The organism is Candidatus Rokuibacteriota bacterium (genome assembly GCA_030647435.1).
Classification (GTDB): domain Bacteria; phylum Methylomirabilota; class Methylomirabilia; order Rokubacteriales; family CSP1-6; genus AR37.
This window is the reverse complement of the sequence record JAUSJX010000077.1, coordinates 1-17,515: the sequence shown is the minus strand read 5'-3', so window position 1 is coordinate 17,515 and position 17,515 is coordinate 1. Positions and strand designations below refer to the sequence as shown.

17 protein-coding genes and 4 pseudogenes are annotated in these 17,515 nt (G+C 65.5%); 15 read left to right on the top strand and 6 right to left on the bottom strand.

Annotation, left to right across the window (positions count from 1 at the left end; all coding sequences use genetic code 11):
* Positions 1–84: 84 nt before the first annotated feature.
* The 14 genes from Q7W02_13945 to Q7W02_13880 all read left to right on the top strand — a co-directional run bounded on the left by Q7W02_13945 (position 85) and on the right by Q7W02_13880 (position 9,347).
* Entirely contained in the window at positions 85–411 is a 327-nt protein-coding gene (locus tag Q7W02_13945; protein MDO8477267.1) for a hypothetical protein, read from the top strand.
* Between the two features lie 13 nt (positions 412–424).
* Positions 425–574: a lmo0937 family membrane protein gene (locus Q7W02_13940; GenBank protein ID MDO8477266.1), complete on the top strand. Its 150-nt coding sequence runs from the start codon at positions 425–427 to the stop codon at positions 572–574.
* Positions 575–642: 68 nt separating this feature from the next.
* Positions 643–954, top strand: coding sequence for a BON domain-containing protein (locus Q7W02_13935; GenBank protein MDO8477265.1), 312 nt, complete (start codon positions 643–645; stop codon positions 952–954).
* Positions 955–1,299: 345 nt separating this feature from the next.
* The gene (locus tag Q7W02_13930) at positions 1,300–1,806 is read left to right on the top strand and encodes a BON domain-containing protein (GenBank protein ID MDO8477264.1); all 507 of its coding nucleotides are present in this window, start codon (positions 1,300–1,302) and stop codon (positions 1,804–1,806) included.
* A 57-nt stretch (positions 1,807–1,863) separates the two neighbouring features.
* Positions 1,864–2,154 carry a hypothetical protein gene (locus tag Q7W02_13925; protein MDO8477263.1) on the top strand — a complete coding sequence of 97 codons (291 nt, stop codon included), beginning with the start codon at positions 1,864–1,866 and terminating at the stop codon, positions 2,152–2,154.
* Positions 2,155–2,176: 22 nt separating this feature from the next.
* Positions 2,177–2,335, top strand: coding sequence for a hypothetical protein (locus tag Q7W02_13920; GenBank protein ID MDO8477262.1), 159 nt, complete (start codon positions 2,177–2,179; stop codon positions 2,333–2,335).
* 74 nt (positions 2,336–2,409) lie between these two features.
* Complete coding sequence (locus Q7W02_13915) at positions 2,410–2,562, top strand: DUF3309 domain-containing protein (protein ID MDO8477261.1); 153 nt, start codon at positions 2,410–2,412, stop codon at positions 2,560–2,562.
* A 109-nt stretch (positions 2,563–2,671) separates the two neighbouring features.
* Positions 2,672–2,851 carry a CsbD family protein gene (locus tag Q7W02_13910; protein ID MDO8477260.1) on the top strand — a complete coding sequence of 60 codons (180 nt, stop codon included), beginning with the start codon at positions 2,672–2,674 and terminating at the stop codon, positions 2,849–2,851.
* Between the two features lie 157 nt (positions 2,852–3,008).
* Complete coding sequence (locus Q7W02_13905; protein ID MDO8477259.1) at positions 3,009–3,479, top strand: hypothetical protein; 471 nt, start codon at positions 3,009–3,011, stop codon at positions 3,477–3,479.
* Between the two features lie 364 nt (positions 3,480–3,843).
* On the top strand, positions 3,844–4,425 hold the full coding sequence (locus Q7W02_13900) for a BON domain-containing protein (GenBank protein ID MDO8477258.1): 582 nt from the start codon (positions 3,844–3,846) through the stop codon (positions 4,423–4,425).
* A 572-nt stretch (positions 4,426–4,997) separates the two neighbouring features.
* Positions 4,998–7,202 carry a transglycosylase domain-containing protein gene (locus Q7W02_13895; protein MDO8477257.1) on the top strand — a complete coding sequence of 735 codons (2,205 nt, stop codon included), beginning with the start codon at positions 4,998–5,000 and terminating at the stop codon, positions 7,200–7,202.
* A 252-nt stretch (positions 7,203–7,454) separates the two neighbouring features.
* Entirely contained in the window at positions 7,455–8,069 is a 615-nt protein-coding gene (locus Q7W02_13890) for a superoxide dismutase (GenBank protein ID MDO8477256.1), read from the top strand.
* A gap of 102 nt (positions 8,070–8,171) precedes the next feature.
* Positions 8,172–8,534 (top strand): ferritin-like domain-containing protein, encoded by a 363-nt coding sequence (locus Q7W02_13885; GenBank protein MDO8477255.1) that lies wholly within the window; start codon positions 8,172–8,174, stop codon positions 8,532–8,534.
* Between the two features lie 3 nt (positions 8,535–8,537).
* Complete coding sequence (locus tag Q7W02_13880) at positions 8,538–9,347, top strand: family 1 encapsulin nanocompartment shell protein (protein MDO8477254.1); 810 nt, start codon at positions 8,538–8,540, stop codon at positions 9,345–9,347.
* Between the two features lie 482 nt (positions 9,348–9,829).
* Here Q7W02_13880 and Q7W02_13875 read toward each other — a convergent pair whose 3' ends face one another.
* The 6 genes and pseudogenes from Q7W02_13875 to Q7W02_13850 all read right to left on the bottom strand — a co-directional run bounded on the left by Q7W02_13875 (position 9,830) and on the right by Q7W02_13850 (position 15,418).
* Positions 9,830–10,681 carry a site-specific integrase gene (locus Q7W02_13875; GenBank protein ID MDO8477253.1) on the bottom strand — a complete coding sequence of 284 codons (852 nt, stop codon included), beginning with the start codon at positions 10,679–10,681 and terminating at the stop codon, positions 9,830–9,832.
* Positions 10,682–10,874: 193 nt separating this feature from the next.
* Positions 10,875–12,415, bottom strand: a pseudogene (locus Q7W02_13870) (long-chain fatty acid--CoA ligase).
* A gap of 3 nt (positions 12,416–12,418) precedes the next feature.
* Positions 12,419–12,832, bottom strand: coding sequence for a nuclear transport factor 2 family protein (locus Q7W02_13865; protein ID MDO8477252.1), 414 nt, complete (start codon positions 12,830–12,832; stop codon positions 12,419–12,421).
* Between the two features lie 289 nt (positions 12,833–13,121).
* Positions 13,122–13,331: pseudogene (locus Q7W02_13860) on the bottom strand (ABC transporter substrate binding protein).
* A gap of 92 nt (positions 13,332–13,423) precedes the next feature.
* Positions 13,424–14,142: pseudogene (locus Q7W02_13855) on the bottom strand (SDR family oxidoreductase).
* A gap of 205 nt (positions 14,143–14,347) precedes the next feature.
* Positions 14,348–15,418, bottom strand: coding sequence for a hypothetical protein (locus tag Q7W02_13850; GenBank protein MDO8477251.1), 1,071 nt, complete (start codon positions 15,416–15,418; stop codon positions 14,348–14,350).
* Positions 15,419–15,830: 412 nt separating this feature from the next.
* Here Q7W02_13850 and Q7W02_13845 point away from each other — a divergent pair.
* Positions 15,831–16,948 (top strand): annotated as a pseudogene (locus tag Q7W02_13845) (IS110 family transposase).
* Positions 16,949–17,515 lie beyond the last annotated feature (567 nt).

Here is a 17,515-nt window from a genome sequence, read left to right as displayed (position 1 = left end):
ATCCCGAGGTGATAATCCAGCGCCTAAAGACTGGAGAGTGACGTCATGTGCCTTCAGCAGGACCGGGGACAGAGAATGCGGCAGATGGACAGCCTCATGCCCACGCTCAACGATCTGTACAAGCAGGGCCGGATGACGTGGGCCGAGCAGGGGAAGGGTTGGATTGGCCAGCCGGACGAGGTGCTGGGCGCGCTCGCGACGGATGGCTTCTACGAATGCCGCCGCGAGAGGCCGGCGAGCCCGAGCGGGCGCCGGCCGACGGGGGGCGCGTGGGACGGGGTCAAGCCGCACACGAGATCTGTGGCCTCCGTCACCTGGACGATCCGGCGGGCGCCGGAGCCGCCGATGGTGTTCATCGAAATTGACGGAGACTCGATCACACGCCCAGCGCCGACTCCGGTCGAGCGCTGACAAGGAGCCTGCCATGCTTTGGACCATCGCGGTCATTCTGTTGGTGCTGTGGGCGCTCGGTATGATCACTTCGTACTCGGCCGGCGGGTTGGTCCACCTGCTGTTGGTGGTCGCCGTCATTGTCGTCGTGTTCCAGTTCCTTGGCGGCCGCCGATCTATCTGACGGCGCCGCGGTGAGTCGGCTCTTTGAGTGATTTTCACCTGGATCGTCATTCGAATGGAGGTATGGCCATGAGACCACTGAGAGGGGTCGGGATCCTTGTCCTCGCCTTCGTGTTGGTGTCGGCCTGGGGGTGCGGTTCGACGGCAACGAAAGAGGGGACCGGAGAGTACGTCGATGACTCCGTGATCACGACGAAGGTGAAGACGGCGATCTTCAACGACTCCACCCTGAAGGTCAACGAGATCAACGTCGAGACGTTCAAGGGCGTGGTCCAGCTGAGCGGCTTCGTCAGGTCCCAGGCGGACATCGACCAGGCGGTCCGCGTCGCACGCGGGATCGCGGGCGTGAAGGCCGTCAAGCACGACATGCGGATCAAGTGACCGCAGATCGAGGCGGCGCGGCGGGTTCGGCTGACATCGCACACGAGGGGACGGCGATGCCTCGCGTCCGGCCGATGGCGTCGTGCAGGCCAGGAGGGAGGGCGTGTCATGCTGCGCGGTATCAGCGATTTGAAGCGGTTCACCATCGCAGCGACGGACGGTAATCTCGGAAGCGTGCGTGACCTGTACTTCGACGACCGGAGTTGGGCTGTGCGCTATCTGGTGGTCGATACCGGCCCGTCGCTTCCGGGTCGTCGGCTATTCGTCTCCCCCACATCCGTCCGGAGGTCGGACCCGGCCACCCTTCGCCTTGGCTTGAGCATGGCGGAGGTCGAGATCAGGTCAGTGAGCTCGGCTCCGCCGTGCGGCGTCCTGCCCGAGAGCCTGGCCCGCGCCGGAGACGGTGACGACCTGCACCTCCAGATGGCGACCACGGTCATGGGCTACGCCATCCGGGCGGAAGATGGGGAGATCGGCCACGTCAAGGATGTTCTTGTGGACGACAGGGCCTGGGCTATCCGGTACCTGGTCGTCGACACCGAGCATTGGTGGGCGGGTAAGACAGTGTTGGTGTCTCCGGGATGGTTCACCCGGGTGGCGTGGGACGAGTCGAAGACGTTCTTCTGCCTCGTCACGGCGGTCGGCGATGCGGGAGCCGCGGGTCGACCTGTCCCCGGCGAGCGGGCCCATCACAACGCCGGTGTCACCCAGGCGTCGAACCGGGACCTTGATCACGTCCCCGTCCAGATGAGCGGCTTCGTCAGGCCTCAGACGGACATCGACAAGGCGGTCCAAGTCGCACGCGAGGTCGCGGGGGTGACGTCCGTCAAGAACGACGTGCGGGTCACGTGACGGCAGATCGCGCCGTTGAGACGGGATCGGCTGAAACCTCTAACGAGGAGGACCGCGATGCGAACCAGTGGGGTGTTTGTCCTGGGAGCGCTCATGGGGGCAGGCGTCGTATGGCTGTGGGGACGGGAGATGGAGGAGTACGTGGAGGAGAGGACGCGCGGGGTGCGCACGAAGGTAGCCGAGGGCGTTCGGGCGGTAGAGGAGACGGCCGGGAAGGTGCTGGACCGCGGCGGGGATGTCCTGTACCGGGCCGACGAATTCTTGCAGGACACGAAGGAGCAGGTCGGCGAGGTTCTCCGGGCAGGGGAGGAAGCGATTCGCCCGGCACCAGCAGTGAGAAAAGCATGACCAAGAGAGGGAGGAGAGCGCCGTGAGACCCGTGACGCTCGTCGGTGTCGTGCTGATCATTCTCGGCATAGTCGCCCTGGCCTACCAGGGCATCACGTACACGACGCGCGAGAAGGTCGTGGACCTTGGACCGCTCACGGCCTCGGTCGACGCGGTAGAAGCGGCGGAGCATCATGCCTAATTGGAGGCACGTTCTCCCGAAACGTAGCGATGCTCGTGGGGGAGCAGTGGTCACACGCTGAAAGGAGACGTTCGATGCTGCTACTCATTCTTCTTCTGCTCCTGGTGTTCGGCGGAGGCGGCGGCTATTACGGCTATTCCAGATGGGGGACAGGCGGGGGCCTGGGGGTCGTCGGGACGGTCCTGCTCATCGTGGTGGTCTTGTACCTGGTCGGCGCGTTGCGTTGACCCTTTCCAGGATCGATCTGACATCGAGGGACAGGTGTTGGCACATGCACGGACGGTTCAAGGCTCTTAACGGGGACTCGCACATCGATCGAGTCAAAGGAGACAAGCCATGAAGCCAAGCACGAAGGACAAGGCACAAGGAACGTTTCACGAAGTGAAAGGCAAAGTTAAAGAGAAGGTTGGACGAGCGACGAACAATCCCGAGTTAGAAGCCGAAGGCCAGGTCGAAAAGATCGCTGGGAAGGTCCAAAAGAAAATCGGCCAAGTGAAGAAAGTCCTCGGAACATAGCGGGGACGGCGCCCCTTGGCGAGGGACGGAGTCGTGTCACACGACATTCTTGGCGTCGCAGATGGCAGTTCGCCACTCCCGGGTTCAGAGGCCTGGGAAGACATCGGGAGGCACCGACGTTGGGTGTCTACACCGAGAAAGTGAAGGAGGGTTTCAGATGGTCATGATCTTTCGCCGTTTCCGGAGGGTGAACGTGTGGGCAGTCGCTGTGTTGGCGGCCGGGGCCGTTGCCTCCTGTGCACCGTTGCCCTCGTCGCAACAGCCGGTGCAGTCGAGCAACCCGACCGTTACCTACAACTACCGGACTGACCAGGAACTGGTTCAGGCCAACCAGAACGCGACGACGTATTGCAGTCAATATCAGACTGCCCCGCGAACCGCGAACATCACAAACAATGCAGACGGCAGCAAAGCCGTGGTCTTTGAATGCGTGCGAACCGCGTTTCCCGCGCCGCCGCCGACCACTCCGAGCCAGAGCTACACCTATCGGACGGATCAGGAGCTGGTGCAAGCGTCGCAGACCGCTGGCGCCTACTGCCAAAAGTACGGCTCGCAGCCGATGACGTCGAGCATGGTAGCCAACCCGGACGGAAGCAGGACTGTGACGTTCCGATGTGGCCTACGGTGAGCTGGCCCTTGGGCGCGTAGACGATGCAAGCGGGAAGTGGGTTCACGTTCCACCAGGGCGGCTTCAAGACACCAGCCGAATTCCAGTCCTGATGGGAGCGATGTTGAGTCAACGGCACGTAACTGCCAGAAACATTTAAGAAGGGAAAAGCGGGAGAGGGCGGTGGATAGAGTAAAGGACTCTCTTACAGGCAACCGACCCCGCCGCCCGGCCAAGTAATAATCGCCGGTTGCGCGGACGATGAGCAGGGGCAAAGCGATCGCGATGCGGATGGACGGCCCGTGCAGCTCGAGATCCCGGCGACAGGACAACGAGTCGCCGGCGAGTAGGTAGCGTTAAACTCCTGCGTGAGGAGGATCGGACTATGCGGTACGGTACTAGGACGATTACGGCAGCGATCATGATGGCACTCGTCGCCGTGGCCCCGCTGACGGCGGGCGCCGCCGACACGGCGGACAAGGCCAAGGAGAAGGCCCAGACCACGACGCAAGAAACCAAAACGATGGTTACCGACAGCTGGATCACCTCGAAGGTTAAGATCTCGCTCTTCGCCGACGAGCGGGTGAAGGGGAGCCAGGTCAGCGTCGACACCACCAAGGGGGTCGTCCACCTCCGCGGCAAGGTCGACTCCGCCGAGGCCAAGAGCGCCGTCAGCGATATCGCGCAGGGGGTCGAAGGCGTGAAGTCCGTGAAGAACGATCTCCAGGTGGTCGCGCCGACGGCCCGGAAGGCAGTGGACGCCAACGATAGCGACATTGCGAAAGCCGTCGTGACGCGCCTTTCCAAGGATAAGCAGCTCAAGAAGGTGGATGTCCGCACCGATGCCGGTGTCGTCACGCTGACGGGTCAGGTGCCGACCATCGGCGCAAGTGCCAAGGCCTCCGAGATGGCGCGCGACGTCCCCAGCGTGAAGTCGGTCAAGAACGAACTCACCTTCACGAAGTAGCGCACCAACATGGACATCATCAACGCGAATTGAGAGCATTGTTTCAAGAGAGGAGGTGAGAGGCCATGGCGCAATACAAGTGCGCGAAGTGTGGGAAGACGTCTCCCACAGCTGGGAATTGCTGCGGCGCGCCCATGAAGGAGGTCAAGTGATCGGCTAAGGATTACGCGAAGAAGGCTGGAGCGAGGTCACCCTCGCCCCAGCCTTCGCGCAGCCGGCGATCATTCTACCGAGACGTCGCCGTCGGGCGGATGCAGTTGATTGCCACGATCGATGACCCCGTCGTCATCCAGCGGATCGATCCTCCCGCCGCATCTTACCTCCCCACGGTGCGCAATCCAATCGGGGAGCACTTCAGCAAAGTCGTAGACCAAGGTCCAATAGGCACGCCGGATACCCTCAACTAGAATCGAGCCAGAATCACGATCCGGACGACTTCAAAAGACGACTCGGCGGAGGCTGGACCAACCGTGACAAGGCCACTTGCTGGACGTGACTCGTCAGGACAGCGGTCCAGGGCTCCCAAATTCCGCGCAACTGATAGGGGCCCTGGTGCTTCCTCCAGCTGCTTTGTGGCCCGCATTCTGCGGTCGATAGGCTCGCGCCGCACCGTTTGCGTCTCGGTTTCCGCCCTGGTACTGCTGTTCCTGCTCTCGGGGGTGGGGCTTGTCCAGCACATCTACTTCAACCGGAGCGGGCTGCCTGACCTCGACCCGTTCATCCGTTTCGAGCTTCCCACGATCGGCCAAGTCTCCGACATCAACGGCAAGGTGCTGGTTGAGCTGGCACGGGAGTACCGCCGAGTCGTCCCCTACGACGAGGTACCTCCCGTTCTTCGCGACGCCATCTTGGCGGCCGAAGACAAGAACTTTTTCTCCCACGCCGGCATAGAGTACCGGGCGCTGCTCCGGGTGGGTTACAAGACGGCCGTGCACTCGGTGGCCGCCTGGCGGAAGGGCGGCCTCGAGTTGCGGCTGCGGTTCCCCCAGGGGGGTTCGACGCTGACGCAGCAGCTCGTCCGCGGTTACTTCCTCCGGGACCGTGTGAGCCGCGAGAACGGCGCCGCCCTCTTCCGCGACAGTGTGACGTCGCGGCTTCTCTCCGCGGCCTTGGGCGTTCCGACCACGAACAAGCTCTTGCGGAAGCTCGAGGAAGTCCGCCTCGCGCTCTGGCTCGAGGAGGAGATGCGCGGGCGCTACGGATCGCAGGAGCAGGCGAAGCGCGAAATCTTCGCCCGCTTCGCCAACCTCACCTACTTGGGCAACGGTCGCTACGGTCTTGCCGCCGGCTCGGAGTATTACTTCGGCAAGTCCCTGTCGAGCTACACGGTGGAGGACGCGGGAAACGCCGCGTTGCTGGCGGGGATCACGAAGTCGCCCCGGGACTACAGCCCGGTGCCCGGCGACCCGCGGCCGCTGCGCCGCCGCAACGAGATCCTGGCCCTGATGGCCCGCAACGGTTACATCCCCGAGGGTCTCGCGAAGCGCTGCCAGGCCGAGCCGATCCTCGTGGCGACCGATAGCCCCGTCAAGACCCACGCGCCCGCAGCGATCAATACCGTCTTGGACGAGGTGAAACAGCATGGCGCCGGCCGCTTCGGGGTCGAGGACCTCTTCCAGGGACGGATCTCGGTCCGCTCCACCGTGGACGATCGGGTGCAGACCATCGTGAACGAAGCCTTGGAGAACGGCCTGGCCCTCTACGAGAAGCGTCACCTCGGGGCGAAAGGGTTGATCCAGGGCTCGGTGGTAGTACTGCGGAACGCGGACGCGGCGATCCTGGCCGAGGCGGGGGGGCGGCAGCTCGATAAGGGTCGCTACACCCGCTACTCCGATTACAACCGCGTCACGGGCTCGCTGCGGCAGCCGGGCTCGGCATGGAAGCCGCTGGTGTACCTGGCCGCGTTTCGCCAGGACATGAATCTCGACAGTATGGTGCCAGACGAGCCCGTCTGGGTCCCCGCAGGGACCAATCGTCCGGTGAAGTGGATTGCCAACTACGACAAGCAGTTCAAGGGTCTGATCACGATGCGTCAGGCACTGGCCGAGTCCCGCAACGCGGTGGCGGTGTGGATCACCCGCGAGATCGGTCTGGACAGGGTGATCGGGACCTCCCGGGATCTGGGCATCCGCACCCCGCTGCAGCCCTACCTCACCACGGCGCTGGGCGCGTCGGAGGTGCGGCTGCTGGAGCTGGCCGGTGCCTATCGGGCCATGGCCTCGGGAATCCTGGCGGTGCCCCACATCATTGATCGGGTGACCGACGCCTCCGGTGGGGTGCTCTATGAGGCGCCCCGAGCCGAGATCTACATCGGCTCCACCCACCTGAGCCTTATCCAGGAGGGGCTGCGCGGCGTGGTCCGCCTCCCGGAAGGCACCGCCCACAGCCTCGATAGCCGCGACTTTCCGATCCCGGTGATGGGCAAGACCGGGACGACGAGCGACTTCCACGACGCGCTGTTCGTGGGGTCCACCTACGGGAGGCAGGGGATCACCGTCGCTGTCCGGGTCGGGTTCGACGACAACCGCACGCTGGGGGAGATGGAGACCGGGGGCCGCACGGCGCTGCCGATCTTCCGCGAGGTCATGCTCCATGTCTACGAGCGCCAACTCGTGGGGCCAGTGCCGCAATTCCCTCGCGAGATCGAGGACCGGATCGACGAGTACCTGGCGCGGCAATCCGCGCTCAAGGCCTCATACCTCGGGCCGCCACCGGAGGCGACGCTCACTCAGTCAGGCGCGCGAAGACAACGCGATGCGGCCTCGTTCTCTCCGTGAACAGCGTGCGGCCAAGCCATTCAAAGCGCTCGCCCGCTGAGGCGTCTCGCGTAGCGGATGACCTCGCAGGTGCGACGCCATTCTCCGGCGGCGGGCGGCCCAAAAGAGCCGGACCCTGGCCCGGCGCGTTCGCTACAATCGGGCCGCAGCCATGCAGGGCACCCGGGGCGGGCTGACTGGCGACCTATCGGTCCCGCGCAACCTCCCGGAGTCCCAAAGGCGCTGACGACGGACATCCAAAGGAGAGAGACCATGAAGAAGTATACCCTGCCTGAACTGCCATACGGCTACTCGGCGCTGGAGCCCCACTACGCTGCGCGGCTGCTCGAACTGCACCATGGCAAGCATCACGCCGCCTATGTCGCCGGCGCGAACGCGACGCTCGACAAGCTCGCTGCGGCACGCGAACAACGCAACTTCGAGGCGATCAACCAACTGCAGAAGAACCTGGCCTTTCACGTCTCCGGGCACGTGCTGCACTCACTCTTCTGGCGCAACATGAGCCCGCACGGCGGCGGACAACCAGTGGGCGAGCTGGCGGCGGCAGTCCAAGAGTCGTTCGGCACCTTCGACGCCTTCAAGAGCCAGCTGACGGAAGCGGCGCTCAACGTTCAGGGCTCCGGTTGGGGGGCGATGGCGTGGGAGCCTGTCGGTCAGCGCTTGGTCGTGGAGCAGGTCTACGACCACCAGGGCAACATCGGTAACGGTACGGTGCCGTTGCTGGTCCTCGACATGTGGGAACACGCGTACTACCTGCAGTATCAAAACGTCAAAGGCGACTGGGTCACGGCGTTCTGGAAGCTGGTCAATTGGGAGGACGTGGCGCAGCGCTTTCAGAAGGTGCACACACTGGACCTCGGGCTGTAGCCGGGCTCCCAGCTGGCCTGTCCCGTCACCACATTCGGATGAATCCGTGGTGTTGGAACGATCTGTCGGTGAGCGTATAACTGGACACTGAGGGAGGACCGAATGGCGAGTGCCTCGTATCACGAATCGCTGGAGCTGCTGTCGGGGGAGACGCGCGAGATGCACCGTGCGATCGTCAGCCTGATGGAGGAGCTGGAGGCCATCGACTGGTACCAGCAACGCGTCGACGCATGTTCCGATCCGCAGTTGAAGGATGTGCTGCTGCACAACAAGAACGAAGAGATCGAGCACGCCTCGATGGTCATGGAGTGGATCCGCCGTCACAATGACCACTTCAACGAGATGCTGCGAAAGTACCTGTTCACTGAGCAGCCGATCACTGGAATCGAGAAAGGCGCTGGGACAGAGAGTCCTGGCGCCTCAGCCACCGAGGCGCTCGGCATCGGCAGCATGAAAGGGGGATGAGCCGTGGACCTGTTGAAACGCAATCATGCACCGATCACCCCGGAGGCCTGGAAACAAATCGACGACGAAGCCAAGCGCGTGCTCCGGCTCAACCTGGCGGGACGCAAGCTGGTTGATTTCGATGGTCCGCACGGCTGGCAATACTCTGCAGTCAACACGGGCCAGCTCACCATCAGGACCGACGGCGGCCTCGGCGTGCCGTGGGGCGTGCGCGGGGTCGTGCCACTGATCGAGATCCGCGTGCCGTTCGAGCTGCCGATGATGGAGCTCGACAACGCCTCCCGCGGCGCGGTGCTGGATCTTCCAGCGGTGGTCAGTGCCGCGGAGAAAGCGGCGCACGCGGAAGACACCGCGATTTTCAACGGCTTCAAAGCCGGTGGCATCGAGGGCATCATCCCGTCCAGCCCACATCCGGCGATTACCATCCCGGACGATTACGCGGACTATCCGTCCATCGTGGTGGACGCCGTCGAGACGCTGCGACGCGGCGGGATCAACGGGCCCTATGCGTTGGCGCTCGGGCCGGGTTGCTACGCAGGATTGGCCCAGGCCGCGGAGGATGGCTATCCGATCCGCGAGCGCGTCGAGCACTTCCTTGACGGGCCGATGGTGCTGGCACCAAAGGTCGACGGCGCAGTGCTGCTCTCGCATCGCGGCGGTGACTTTCAGCTCAGCGTCGGGCAGGATCTCTCCATCGGTTACGCGGGGCACGACAAGGACAAGGTCTCCCTCTACCTGACCGAGTCGTTCGCCTTCCGCGTGCTGGAGCGCGGCGCGGCCGTGTACCTCAAGCCGAAGCGCGGCAAAAAGTAGCGATCCGCGCGGGCGCAGCAATGAAATCGGGAACGATCTCTCAGGCTGGGGATCCGCAGGGGCGGCCGCATGTCGCCCACCCGCTCCACGCGGCGAGGGAGGCCCGGGGGGAGAGGACCGCTTTGTCCGGCAACTGGCCCTGATCGCCCGTAGCGAACTCAGGGGAGGGATGCAGGCGTGAGGCGAGGTCGGCTCTTTTCGCAGTTAGACTGGTTTTCGCGGAGGGGCCCTAAGAGACAGAAAGGTTCGATCCAATCGGAGGAACGAATGTTCGCGAACAGAAAGGCGAACACTTATTTCTAACTGAGTGGCGCGGGTAAGAATAACTGACTCCCCGAGCGCGCTCTTAGAACCCACCGCGAATCCCCCTTTTACCCCTGTAAGCCCAACTGGGGGTTCACTTCCTCGGTAGGAGATCAAGCCGCGCCTGCCGCGGCCACCCTGGTTCACCGACTGGCCTGCGGTGACGGGCGACCCGGGAATCACCTAGGAGCTCGCCTCGTCGGCAAGGTGTCCACGTACATCGTCGTCTTCTGCGAGGCCATCCGGAGGTCGTCCTCACTGACGATGTTGTAGCGGTCGAACATGCTGCGTGTCAGGTGGCCAGTCACCGCCATGGCCACTCGCTCGGGCACCCCGGCGCGCACCATGTTCCGGGCAGCGGTGCGACGCAGGTCGTGGAACAGCTTGTCGGGGACCCCGGCAGCCCGGCAGGCGGTGGCCCAGGCCTTGCGGAAATCTCCCACGGGCTCACCGTCTCGGTGAAACACCAGCGCGGCGACTCGGACGTGGCCGTCCTTCTCGAACAGTCGGGCCTGCCAGCGACGGTCAATCAGCTCGGCAAGATCACCCTCCAGCATGACGGTGCGGCCCCGGCCGGTCTTGGCCGCTTCAGGGCGGAGCCGGATCGCCCCGGCGTCCCGGTCCACGTCGGTCCACCGGAGGGAGATGATCTCGCCCTTCCGCCAGCCCGTGAGGTAGGCGAACCGGGTGAAGTCCTGCAGGTAGGCGGGCAGGGCAGCGACCACGGCCTCCAGGTCGGGCCGCTCGAAGAAGCCCTGCCGAGCGTTCTGTTCCTCGAGCGTCTTCACCTTCGGGATAGTGGGGAGAAGCTGACGGTCGTGGGCGAGGCGCAGGGCCCGCCGAAGAAGCTCCAGCTCGCGGTTGACGGTCGCGTTTGACTTCTGGTCCTTCCGGCGCTTGGAGATGTAGGCCTCGATCGCCCGGAAGGTGATGCCCACTGCCCGCCAGTCCCCGAAGTGGGCTCTCACGGGCTTGACGTGGGACAGGACGGAGCCGAGGGACTTGACCCTACGCAGCCTGTAGTCCGACACGAGATCGTCCAAGAGAGAGCCAAATTGGAGCAGCCGGTGTTGGGGAGTGTGAACTGCGTGAGCCCTTGCCGATCAGCGGCCAGCTCGTCGAGCTTCTGCCGGTGGACCCGCTTGGCGAGCATGCCCCTGAGCTCCGGGTCAAGTGCCTCGATCTCCACCATCGGGATTCGCATGGTCACGTCCCCTCCCTGACTCACCGCGATTCGCCCTCTTCGGGCGCGGCGGCCTGCTCGCGGAGCACGCGCTTGAGCACCTTGCCTGACGGGTTGCGCGGCAGGGCCTCGATGAAGCGTACCGCGCGCGGCACCTTGAACCGGGCGAGCCGGGCGCGGCAAAACTCCAGCAGCTCCTCCGCGGCCGCGCGGGCCCCGGGCCGCAGCACCACGAAGGCCATCGGCACCTCGCCCCACCGGGTGTCCGGGCAGCCCACCACGGAGGCCTCCAGCACCGCCGAGTGCTCGTAGAGCACCCGCTCGACCTCGGGCGAAGCGATGTTCTCGCCCCCGCTGATGATCATGTCCTTCTTCCGGTCCGCGATGTAGAGGAACCCGTCGGCGTCCAGCCGCCCGATGTCGCCGGTGTGGAACCAGCCGCCCCGGAACGCGGCAACCGTCGCCTCCGCGTCCTTCCAGTATCCCTTGAACACCTTCGGCCCGCGGAGGACGATCTCCCCGAGCGCGTCAGGCGGCATCGACCGGCCGTCGTCATCCCAGACCTGGACCTCCAGGTGGAGGCAGGGCTTGCCCACCGACCCGAGCTTCTCCACCGTCTTGCGCTTGTCCAGGAAGGTGTCGCCGGACACTGTCTCCGTGAGGCCGTAGGCGTCGGCGAACCACGCGTTCGGGAAGGCGCGGAGGAGCCGCGCGATCAGCGGCAGCGGCATCTTCTCGCCGCCGTCGATGATCAGCCGCACGCCCGAGAGATCCCGGCGCTCAAGGGATGGGTGCGCCAGGAGCTGGTTGACCATGGCCGGGGCCAGCCACACGTTGGAGATGCCGTGGCCCTCCAGCGCGTCGAGCACGGGTTCGGCCTCGAACTTCCGGTGGATCTCGATCGTGCCGCCCGCGTACAGCACGGTCGTGCTCGTCAGGTCGAGGGCGCCCACGTGGTACAGCGGGCCGCAGGCGAGCCCCTTGTCCTCGCCCGTGATGCCGAACTCGGCCACGTGGGCGATGTTCTTCCAATAAAGGTTAGGTAGGTGATCATGACGCCTTTGGGCCGCGCTGTCGTCCCCGACGTGTACATGAGCCGGTGGAGGTCGTCGCCTGCCACGGGCTCCATGGCCGGCGCGTCGCCGTCCTGGCGGAGGACTTCGAAGGCGGTCCAGCCCGCGGGCGCCGCGCCGACGCAGACGAAACGGGCTCCGGCGAGCTGCGGCCGGGCGGCCTCGGCCAGCGGGACCAGCTCGGGCTCCGAGACTACGAGCGCGGCGCCGGCGTGGCTGGCGATGTAGGCGACCTCCGCTCCGGCCAGCCGCCAGTTGATCGGCATGAAGATTGCGCCAATCCGGCTAATGGCGAACATCACCTCGATGAATTCCGGGCAGTTGTAGAGGAGCACCGCCACGACGTTCCCCTGACCGATCCCGAGGCGCCGCCGCCCCGTAGCCGTCCGCGCCGCGCGCCGGTCCAACTCCCCGTAGGTGATGGTCTCCCGCCCCCATACCAGGCACGGGCGGTCCGGGAAACGGTCCGCGTGGTGGGCAAGGATCCCGGCCAGGTTGAAGGCGCTCATGGCTCACGCCGTCCGATTCTTCCGATACGAGTTCTTCACCGCAATCTTTCCATCGTGGAAGGTAAAGAGATCGCACCCTGTGACCTCGACCCGTGTACCATCCGCACGCGTCCCCGTGAAGGTCCACTCCGACACACCCCGGTTGCCGCTGATGAAGTGTCGGGCCCCTCCCCAGTGGGCGTCCGGAAACGTCGCAAAGACCTCGCCGAATCCCTTCCGTACCTGTTCCCGCCCCTCATAGCGTATCCCGCAGACGGCCGATCCGGCACTTGCCTCGAACACGCAGTCCTCGATCATAAAGCGCATGAGCTCGTCGACATCGTGCCGGTTCCACGCATCCGCGAACGCGTCGAGGAATTTCGCGGTGACCGGGGTCCGCTTCCTTACCTTTCGCTTCGGTGACTTCTTCGTGGCCATGTGTCAACCCCCTACTCAATCACCTGATCCGCCCACAGTAGCAGCGACGGCGGGATCGTTAGGATTTTCTTGAGGTCTGAGAGACGAACGTACTCAACAGTGGCCGGAGGGCTTTGCTGCCACACTTGGGGACTTAACCTTGCCCTTCTCGTGCTCGCGAATAGACAGGGTGAGTATCACCGCACGCTGGCACTTGTCGCAGTGGTATTCGTACATGGGCATGGCTGCTCCTCCGGCTGGCTCGCACCTCGAACCGTTACCCTGCTCCGGCGTTTGCATACTACCGCTTTCAGGGAGCCCTGGAAATAATCAAGGTATAGAGTCCCGCCTCATGAATCACCTCGTCGGCCTGTCCCAGCAGCGATGGCGGGATCGTGAGCCCGAGCGCTTTGGCGGTCTTGAGGTTGATCACCAGCTCGAAGTTCGTCGGCTGCTCGACGGGCAGGTCGGCGGGTTTCGTACCCTTGAGAATCTTGTCCACGTAGGTCGCGGCGCGTCGGGCGAACGCGGCCACCGTCGCTGCCTGGATGCCCCGCTCCTGATCTCGACGCTGGGAGAGCTGGTCCAGGCGGTGGCGCTCAACGGCTCTCTCTACCCCAGCGCCTCGCCGCGGTCCAGCACCAGCGCCTGGCCAGTCGTCGAGTCGTTCTGAGCGAAGAGCACAACCGCCTGAGCCACGTCGTCCAGGTCAACCGGCGGTAGCTCGGCGCTCTCCAGGATCTCCTTCTGCATCTCGGGCGGAAAATACTGGCTCAGCCAGCGTGTCGCCAGCGAGCCGGGGCAGACCGCATTGACCTGCACGGTTGGCGCCAGCGCCTTGGCCAGGCAGGTGGTGAGCATCACCAGCGCCGCTTTGGAGACGATGTAGGGCAGGGAGCTTCCGCGCGGAACGAACGCGGAATTCGAGGCGACATTGACGATCTTGCCCCGTCCGTGTGCCTTGAGGTGCGGTGCCGCCGCCTGAGCGCACAGGAACGCGCCCTTCACGTTCACCGCTAGGATGCGATCGAAGTCCTCACTCCGCACCGCCTGCAGGTCCTGCAACGGGATGTAACGGGTTACCCCGGCGTTGTTGACCAGCAGGTCCAGGCGGCCGAACTTGGCCACGAGCCGCGCCACCATCACCCGCACCGCGCCTCGTCACGCACGTCTGCCTGTACCGCCAGCGCTTGCGCCCCGAGCGCCTGCAGCTCGGCCGCGGTGGCGTGCGCTTCGGCTTCGGAGCGCGAGTAGTTGACCGCCACGGCCATCCCCTGGCGGGCCAAGGCCAGGCTGATCGCCCTCCCCAGCCCGGTGCCGCCCCCGGTCATGAGCGCGGCCTTCCCTTGTAGCTCCATCGCCACCTCCCTACCAGAGAGCGTAGATAACATAACCCGTTCTCAGACCTGAACTGAACTGGCACAGCTGGCGGTCGTGGGTCACGGCGCCGGGTGACATGGTCCGGACGAGGATACCGGCGGCGACGTGGCGCGGCAGGGCGCCCGGGCGGCCCAGCCGCGCCGACGCGCCCGCGCGTCAGCGCGCCACGAACTTCTGGGCGCGCTTGGCGTTGTCGACCTCGGTCGTGTAGATGTTGCCCTTCGAGTCGACGGCCATGTTGTGCACCCAGTGGAACTGCCCCGCCTGCCGGCCGCTGCGACCGAAGAAGCCGAGGATACGGCCGGAGTCGCGCAGCAGCGTCCACACGTGGTTGTTTTCGCCGTCGGCGTTGTAGAGGAACGTCTGCGCGGCGTCGGGCGACAGGTCGGCGTCCCAGGTCGAGCCGTTGCCGCGCGTGTCGGGCGCGACGACGAAGTCCTTCACGAAGGTGCCGTCCTTGCGGAAGACCTGGATGCGGTTGTTGACCCGGTCGCACACGTAGAGCAGGCCGTCGCGGGACAGCCGGGCGCAGTGCACCGGGTTGCCGAAGCCCTTCACCGACGCATCGCCCGGCGGCCGGCCATTGGCGCCCCAGTGACGCTTGTAGGCGCCGGTTCTGGTGTCGAAGACGATCACGCGGTGGTTGCCGTAGCCGTCGGCCACGAAGATCTCGCCGGCGGCGATGTCGACGGCGACGTTCGAGGGACGGTTCATGTGCGCGGTGTCGGAGTCGTTGCCCACCACACCGGGCTGGCCGATGGTCCTCACGTGCTTGCCGTCCCTGGTGAACTTCAAGATCATCCCGTCCTTGGGGCCGTTGCCTGCCAGCCATACGTTGTCCTGGGCGTCGACGGTGATGCCGTGCTCGTTGTCCGGCCACGGGTAGCCCTGGCCGGGGCCGCCCCAGGCCTGAAGGAGGTTGCCCTCGAGGTCGAACTCCATCACGGAAGGCGCAGGCACGCAGCACTCGTTGCGCGGCGGCGTCAGCGTGGCGCCCTTCTCGTCCTCGGTGAGCGTGCGCGGCCGCTGGACGACCCAGATATGGTCCTGGCGGTCCACGGCGACCCCTGCGGCCTGGCCCATGAGCCAGCGGTTGGGCAGTGGCTTGGGCCAGGACGGATCGACCTCGAAGCGGGGCGGCGCGGGCTGCGTCTGTGCGCTGACCAGGGCCCCGGTGGCGGCCGCGACGACGGCGACGATGACGGCTGCGAGGAAGCGATGTCGCATGGTACCCTCCCGCGGCTCAGGGGAACATCGAGAAGTCGATGAGGTCCTCGCGAAAGCCGCGAAGACGATCCGCGCGCATCTGCGTCCGTCTCCTGCTCATGGCCTCGGTCTCGCGCGATCGGCCTCCTCGCGGTGTGTCCAGCGCCCGTGCGCCATCGACAGCGATACTGCTCCTGCCATGCGATGGCGTCAAGACGCGCGTGCGGCAGCGGGCTCTCGGCCCGGGTCTGCCGAGGGCGGACGCGCCCGCAGGCTTTCACGCGGCCTCCCGCGGCTCTGCGAGAGCGTAGGTAACATAGACATTATGACTTCCAAGAGGAGAGGCTGACCTCCGGCTCAACGCGGGTTAGCCTTGGGGCCAGCGCCGCCATGTGCGCGGGGCACATTCCCACAACGAGCTTGGAGGTCAGCCATGGAACAGTCTAGCAAAACTCTCTACGTTGGTCTCGACGTCCACAAGGAGTCCATCGCCGTCGCCTACGCGCCGGAGGACCGCGGCGCCGAGGTCGTATCCCTGGGCCCGATCGGCACGCGGCAGTGCGACATCGACAAGCTGCTCCGGCAGCTCCAGGCCAAGGCCGCGCGGCTCGTGCTCGTCTACGAGGCCGGCCCGTGCGGGTACTGGCTGTATCGGTACCTCACCCGGAAGCGCGTGACCTGCCACGTCGTCGCCCCGTCGCTGATTCCGCGCAAGCCCGGCGACCGGGTCAAGACCGACCGCCGCGATGCCAGGACGCTGGCCCGGCTCCTGCGCAGCGGCGATCTCACCCCCATCTATGTGCCCCAGGTGCAGGACGAGGCCCTGCGCGACCTGAGCCGGGCGCGCGAAGACGCGATGCAGGATCTCACAGCGGCCACGCATCGGCTCAAGGCCTTCTTGCTGCGGCAGGATATTCGCTACGAAGGCCGGGCGAGCTGGAACGCCGCCCATCTGCGCTGGCTCTCCGAAGTCGTCTGCCCCACGCCCGCCCCGCAGATCGTCTTTCACGAGTACCTCCGCGCCGTGACCGAGCAGCACGACCGGCTGGGGCGCCTGGAGCACGAGCTGCACGAGGCGGTGAAGAGCTGGCGCCTGGCCCCGGTGGTCGAGGCGATCCAGGCGCTGCGCGGGGTCGACCTCACGAGCGCCATCATCCTGATCGCCGAACTGGGGGACCTCACACGGTTCGACAACCCCCGGCAGCTCATGAGCTACCTGGGGCTCACCCCGTCGGAGGACTCCTCGGGGGCGCGACGGCGGCAAGGCGGCATCACCAAGGCCGGGAACAGCCACGCCCGGCGCGCGCTGGTGGAAGGGGCGTGGGCGCCTATCGGTTTCCTGCGAAGGTCAGCCGGCATCTGCAGCTCCGGTTGGAGACGCTCCCGGCCGAGGTGCAGGCCATTGGCTGGAACGCGCAGGTCCGCCTGTGCAAGCGGTATCGCCAGTTGATTGCCCGGGGCAAGCACGCCAACCAAGTCGGGGCCGCCATTGCCCGGGAGATGGCGGCCTTCGCCTGGGCGATCGCCCGCACCGTCCCGCTGGCCCCCTGACCGAGCGAAGAGGAGCGCATCGAGCAGCACGGAGCGCAGACCCATTGATCACGATCTCGAGCCATCGGCGGAGACGCGGCCCCGGTATCGGCGCAACCTTCGACGGTGTTACGAGGCGACGATCCTCGCCCATAGAGCGAAGCAGGCGCCGCGACGGACACAAGTACGGTGGTACCCAACCCACGGATATCAGCATGATCAACCGTCGCAGTTACAGGCTCCGTCTCTTCCGATGGCTCGAGCACCCACTATGAGGGCGAACACCGCGGGCATCACACCCCGGCGCCGGTGCGCGCGCGCCCCCGCGCGCCGGGGCCGGGAGGGCCTTGGGGGGCGCGGCCCACGAAACCGGGGGCCGTAGAGGGCTCACAATCGACGATCGCCAGGGGGGGCGCTATCTGGGTATTCCCCCAGAGAGCCCATTCCGCCGGTGACGAGCCACCCGGTGCCCACGAAATCGGAGGCGGTACACAGCGACAAAACGGCACGTCCGGTCCCGGCGTCACCGTGCTTGACAGCGGAAGTCATATCAACACCCGTTCTCAGACCTGAACTGAACTGGCACAG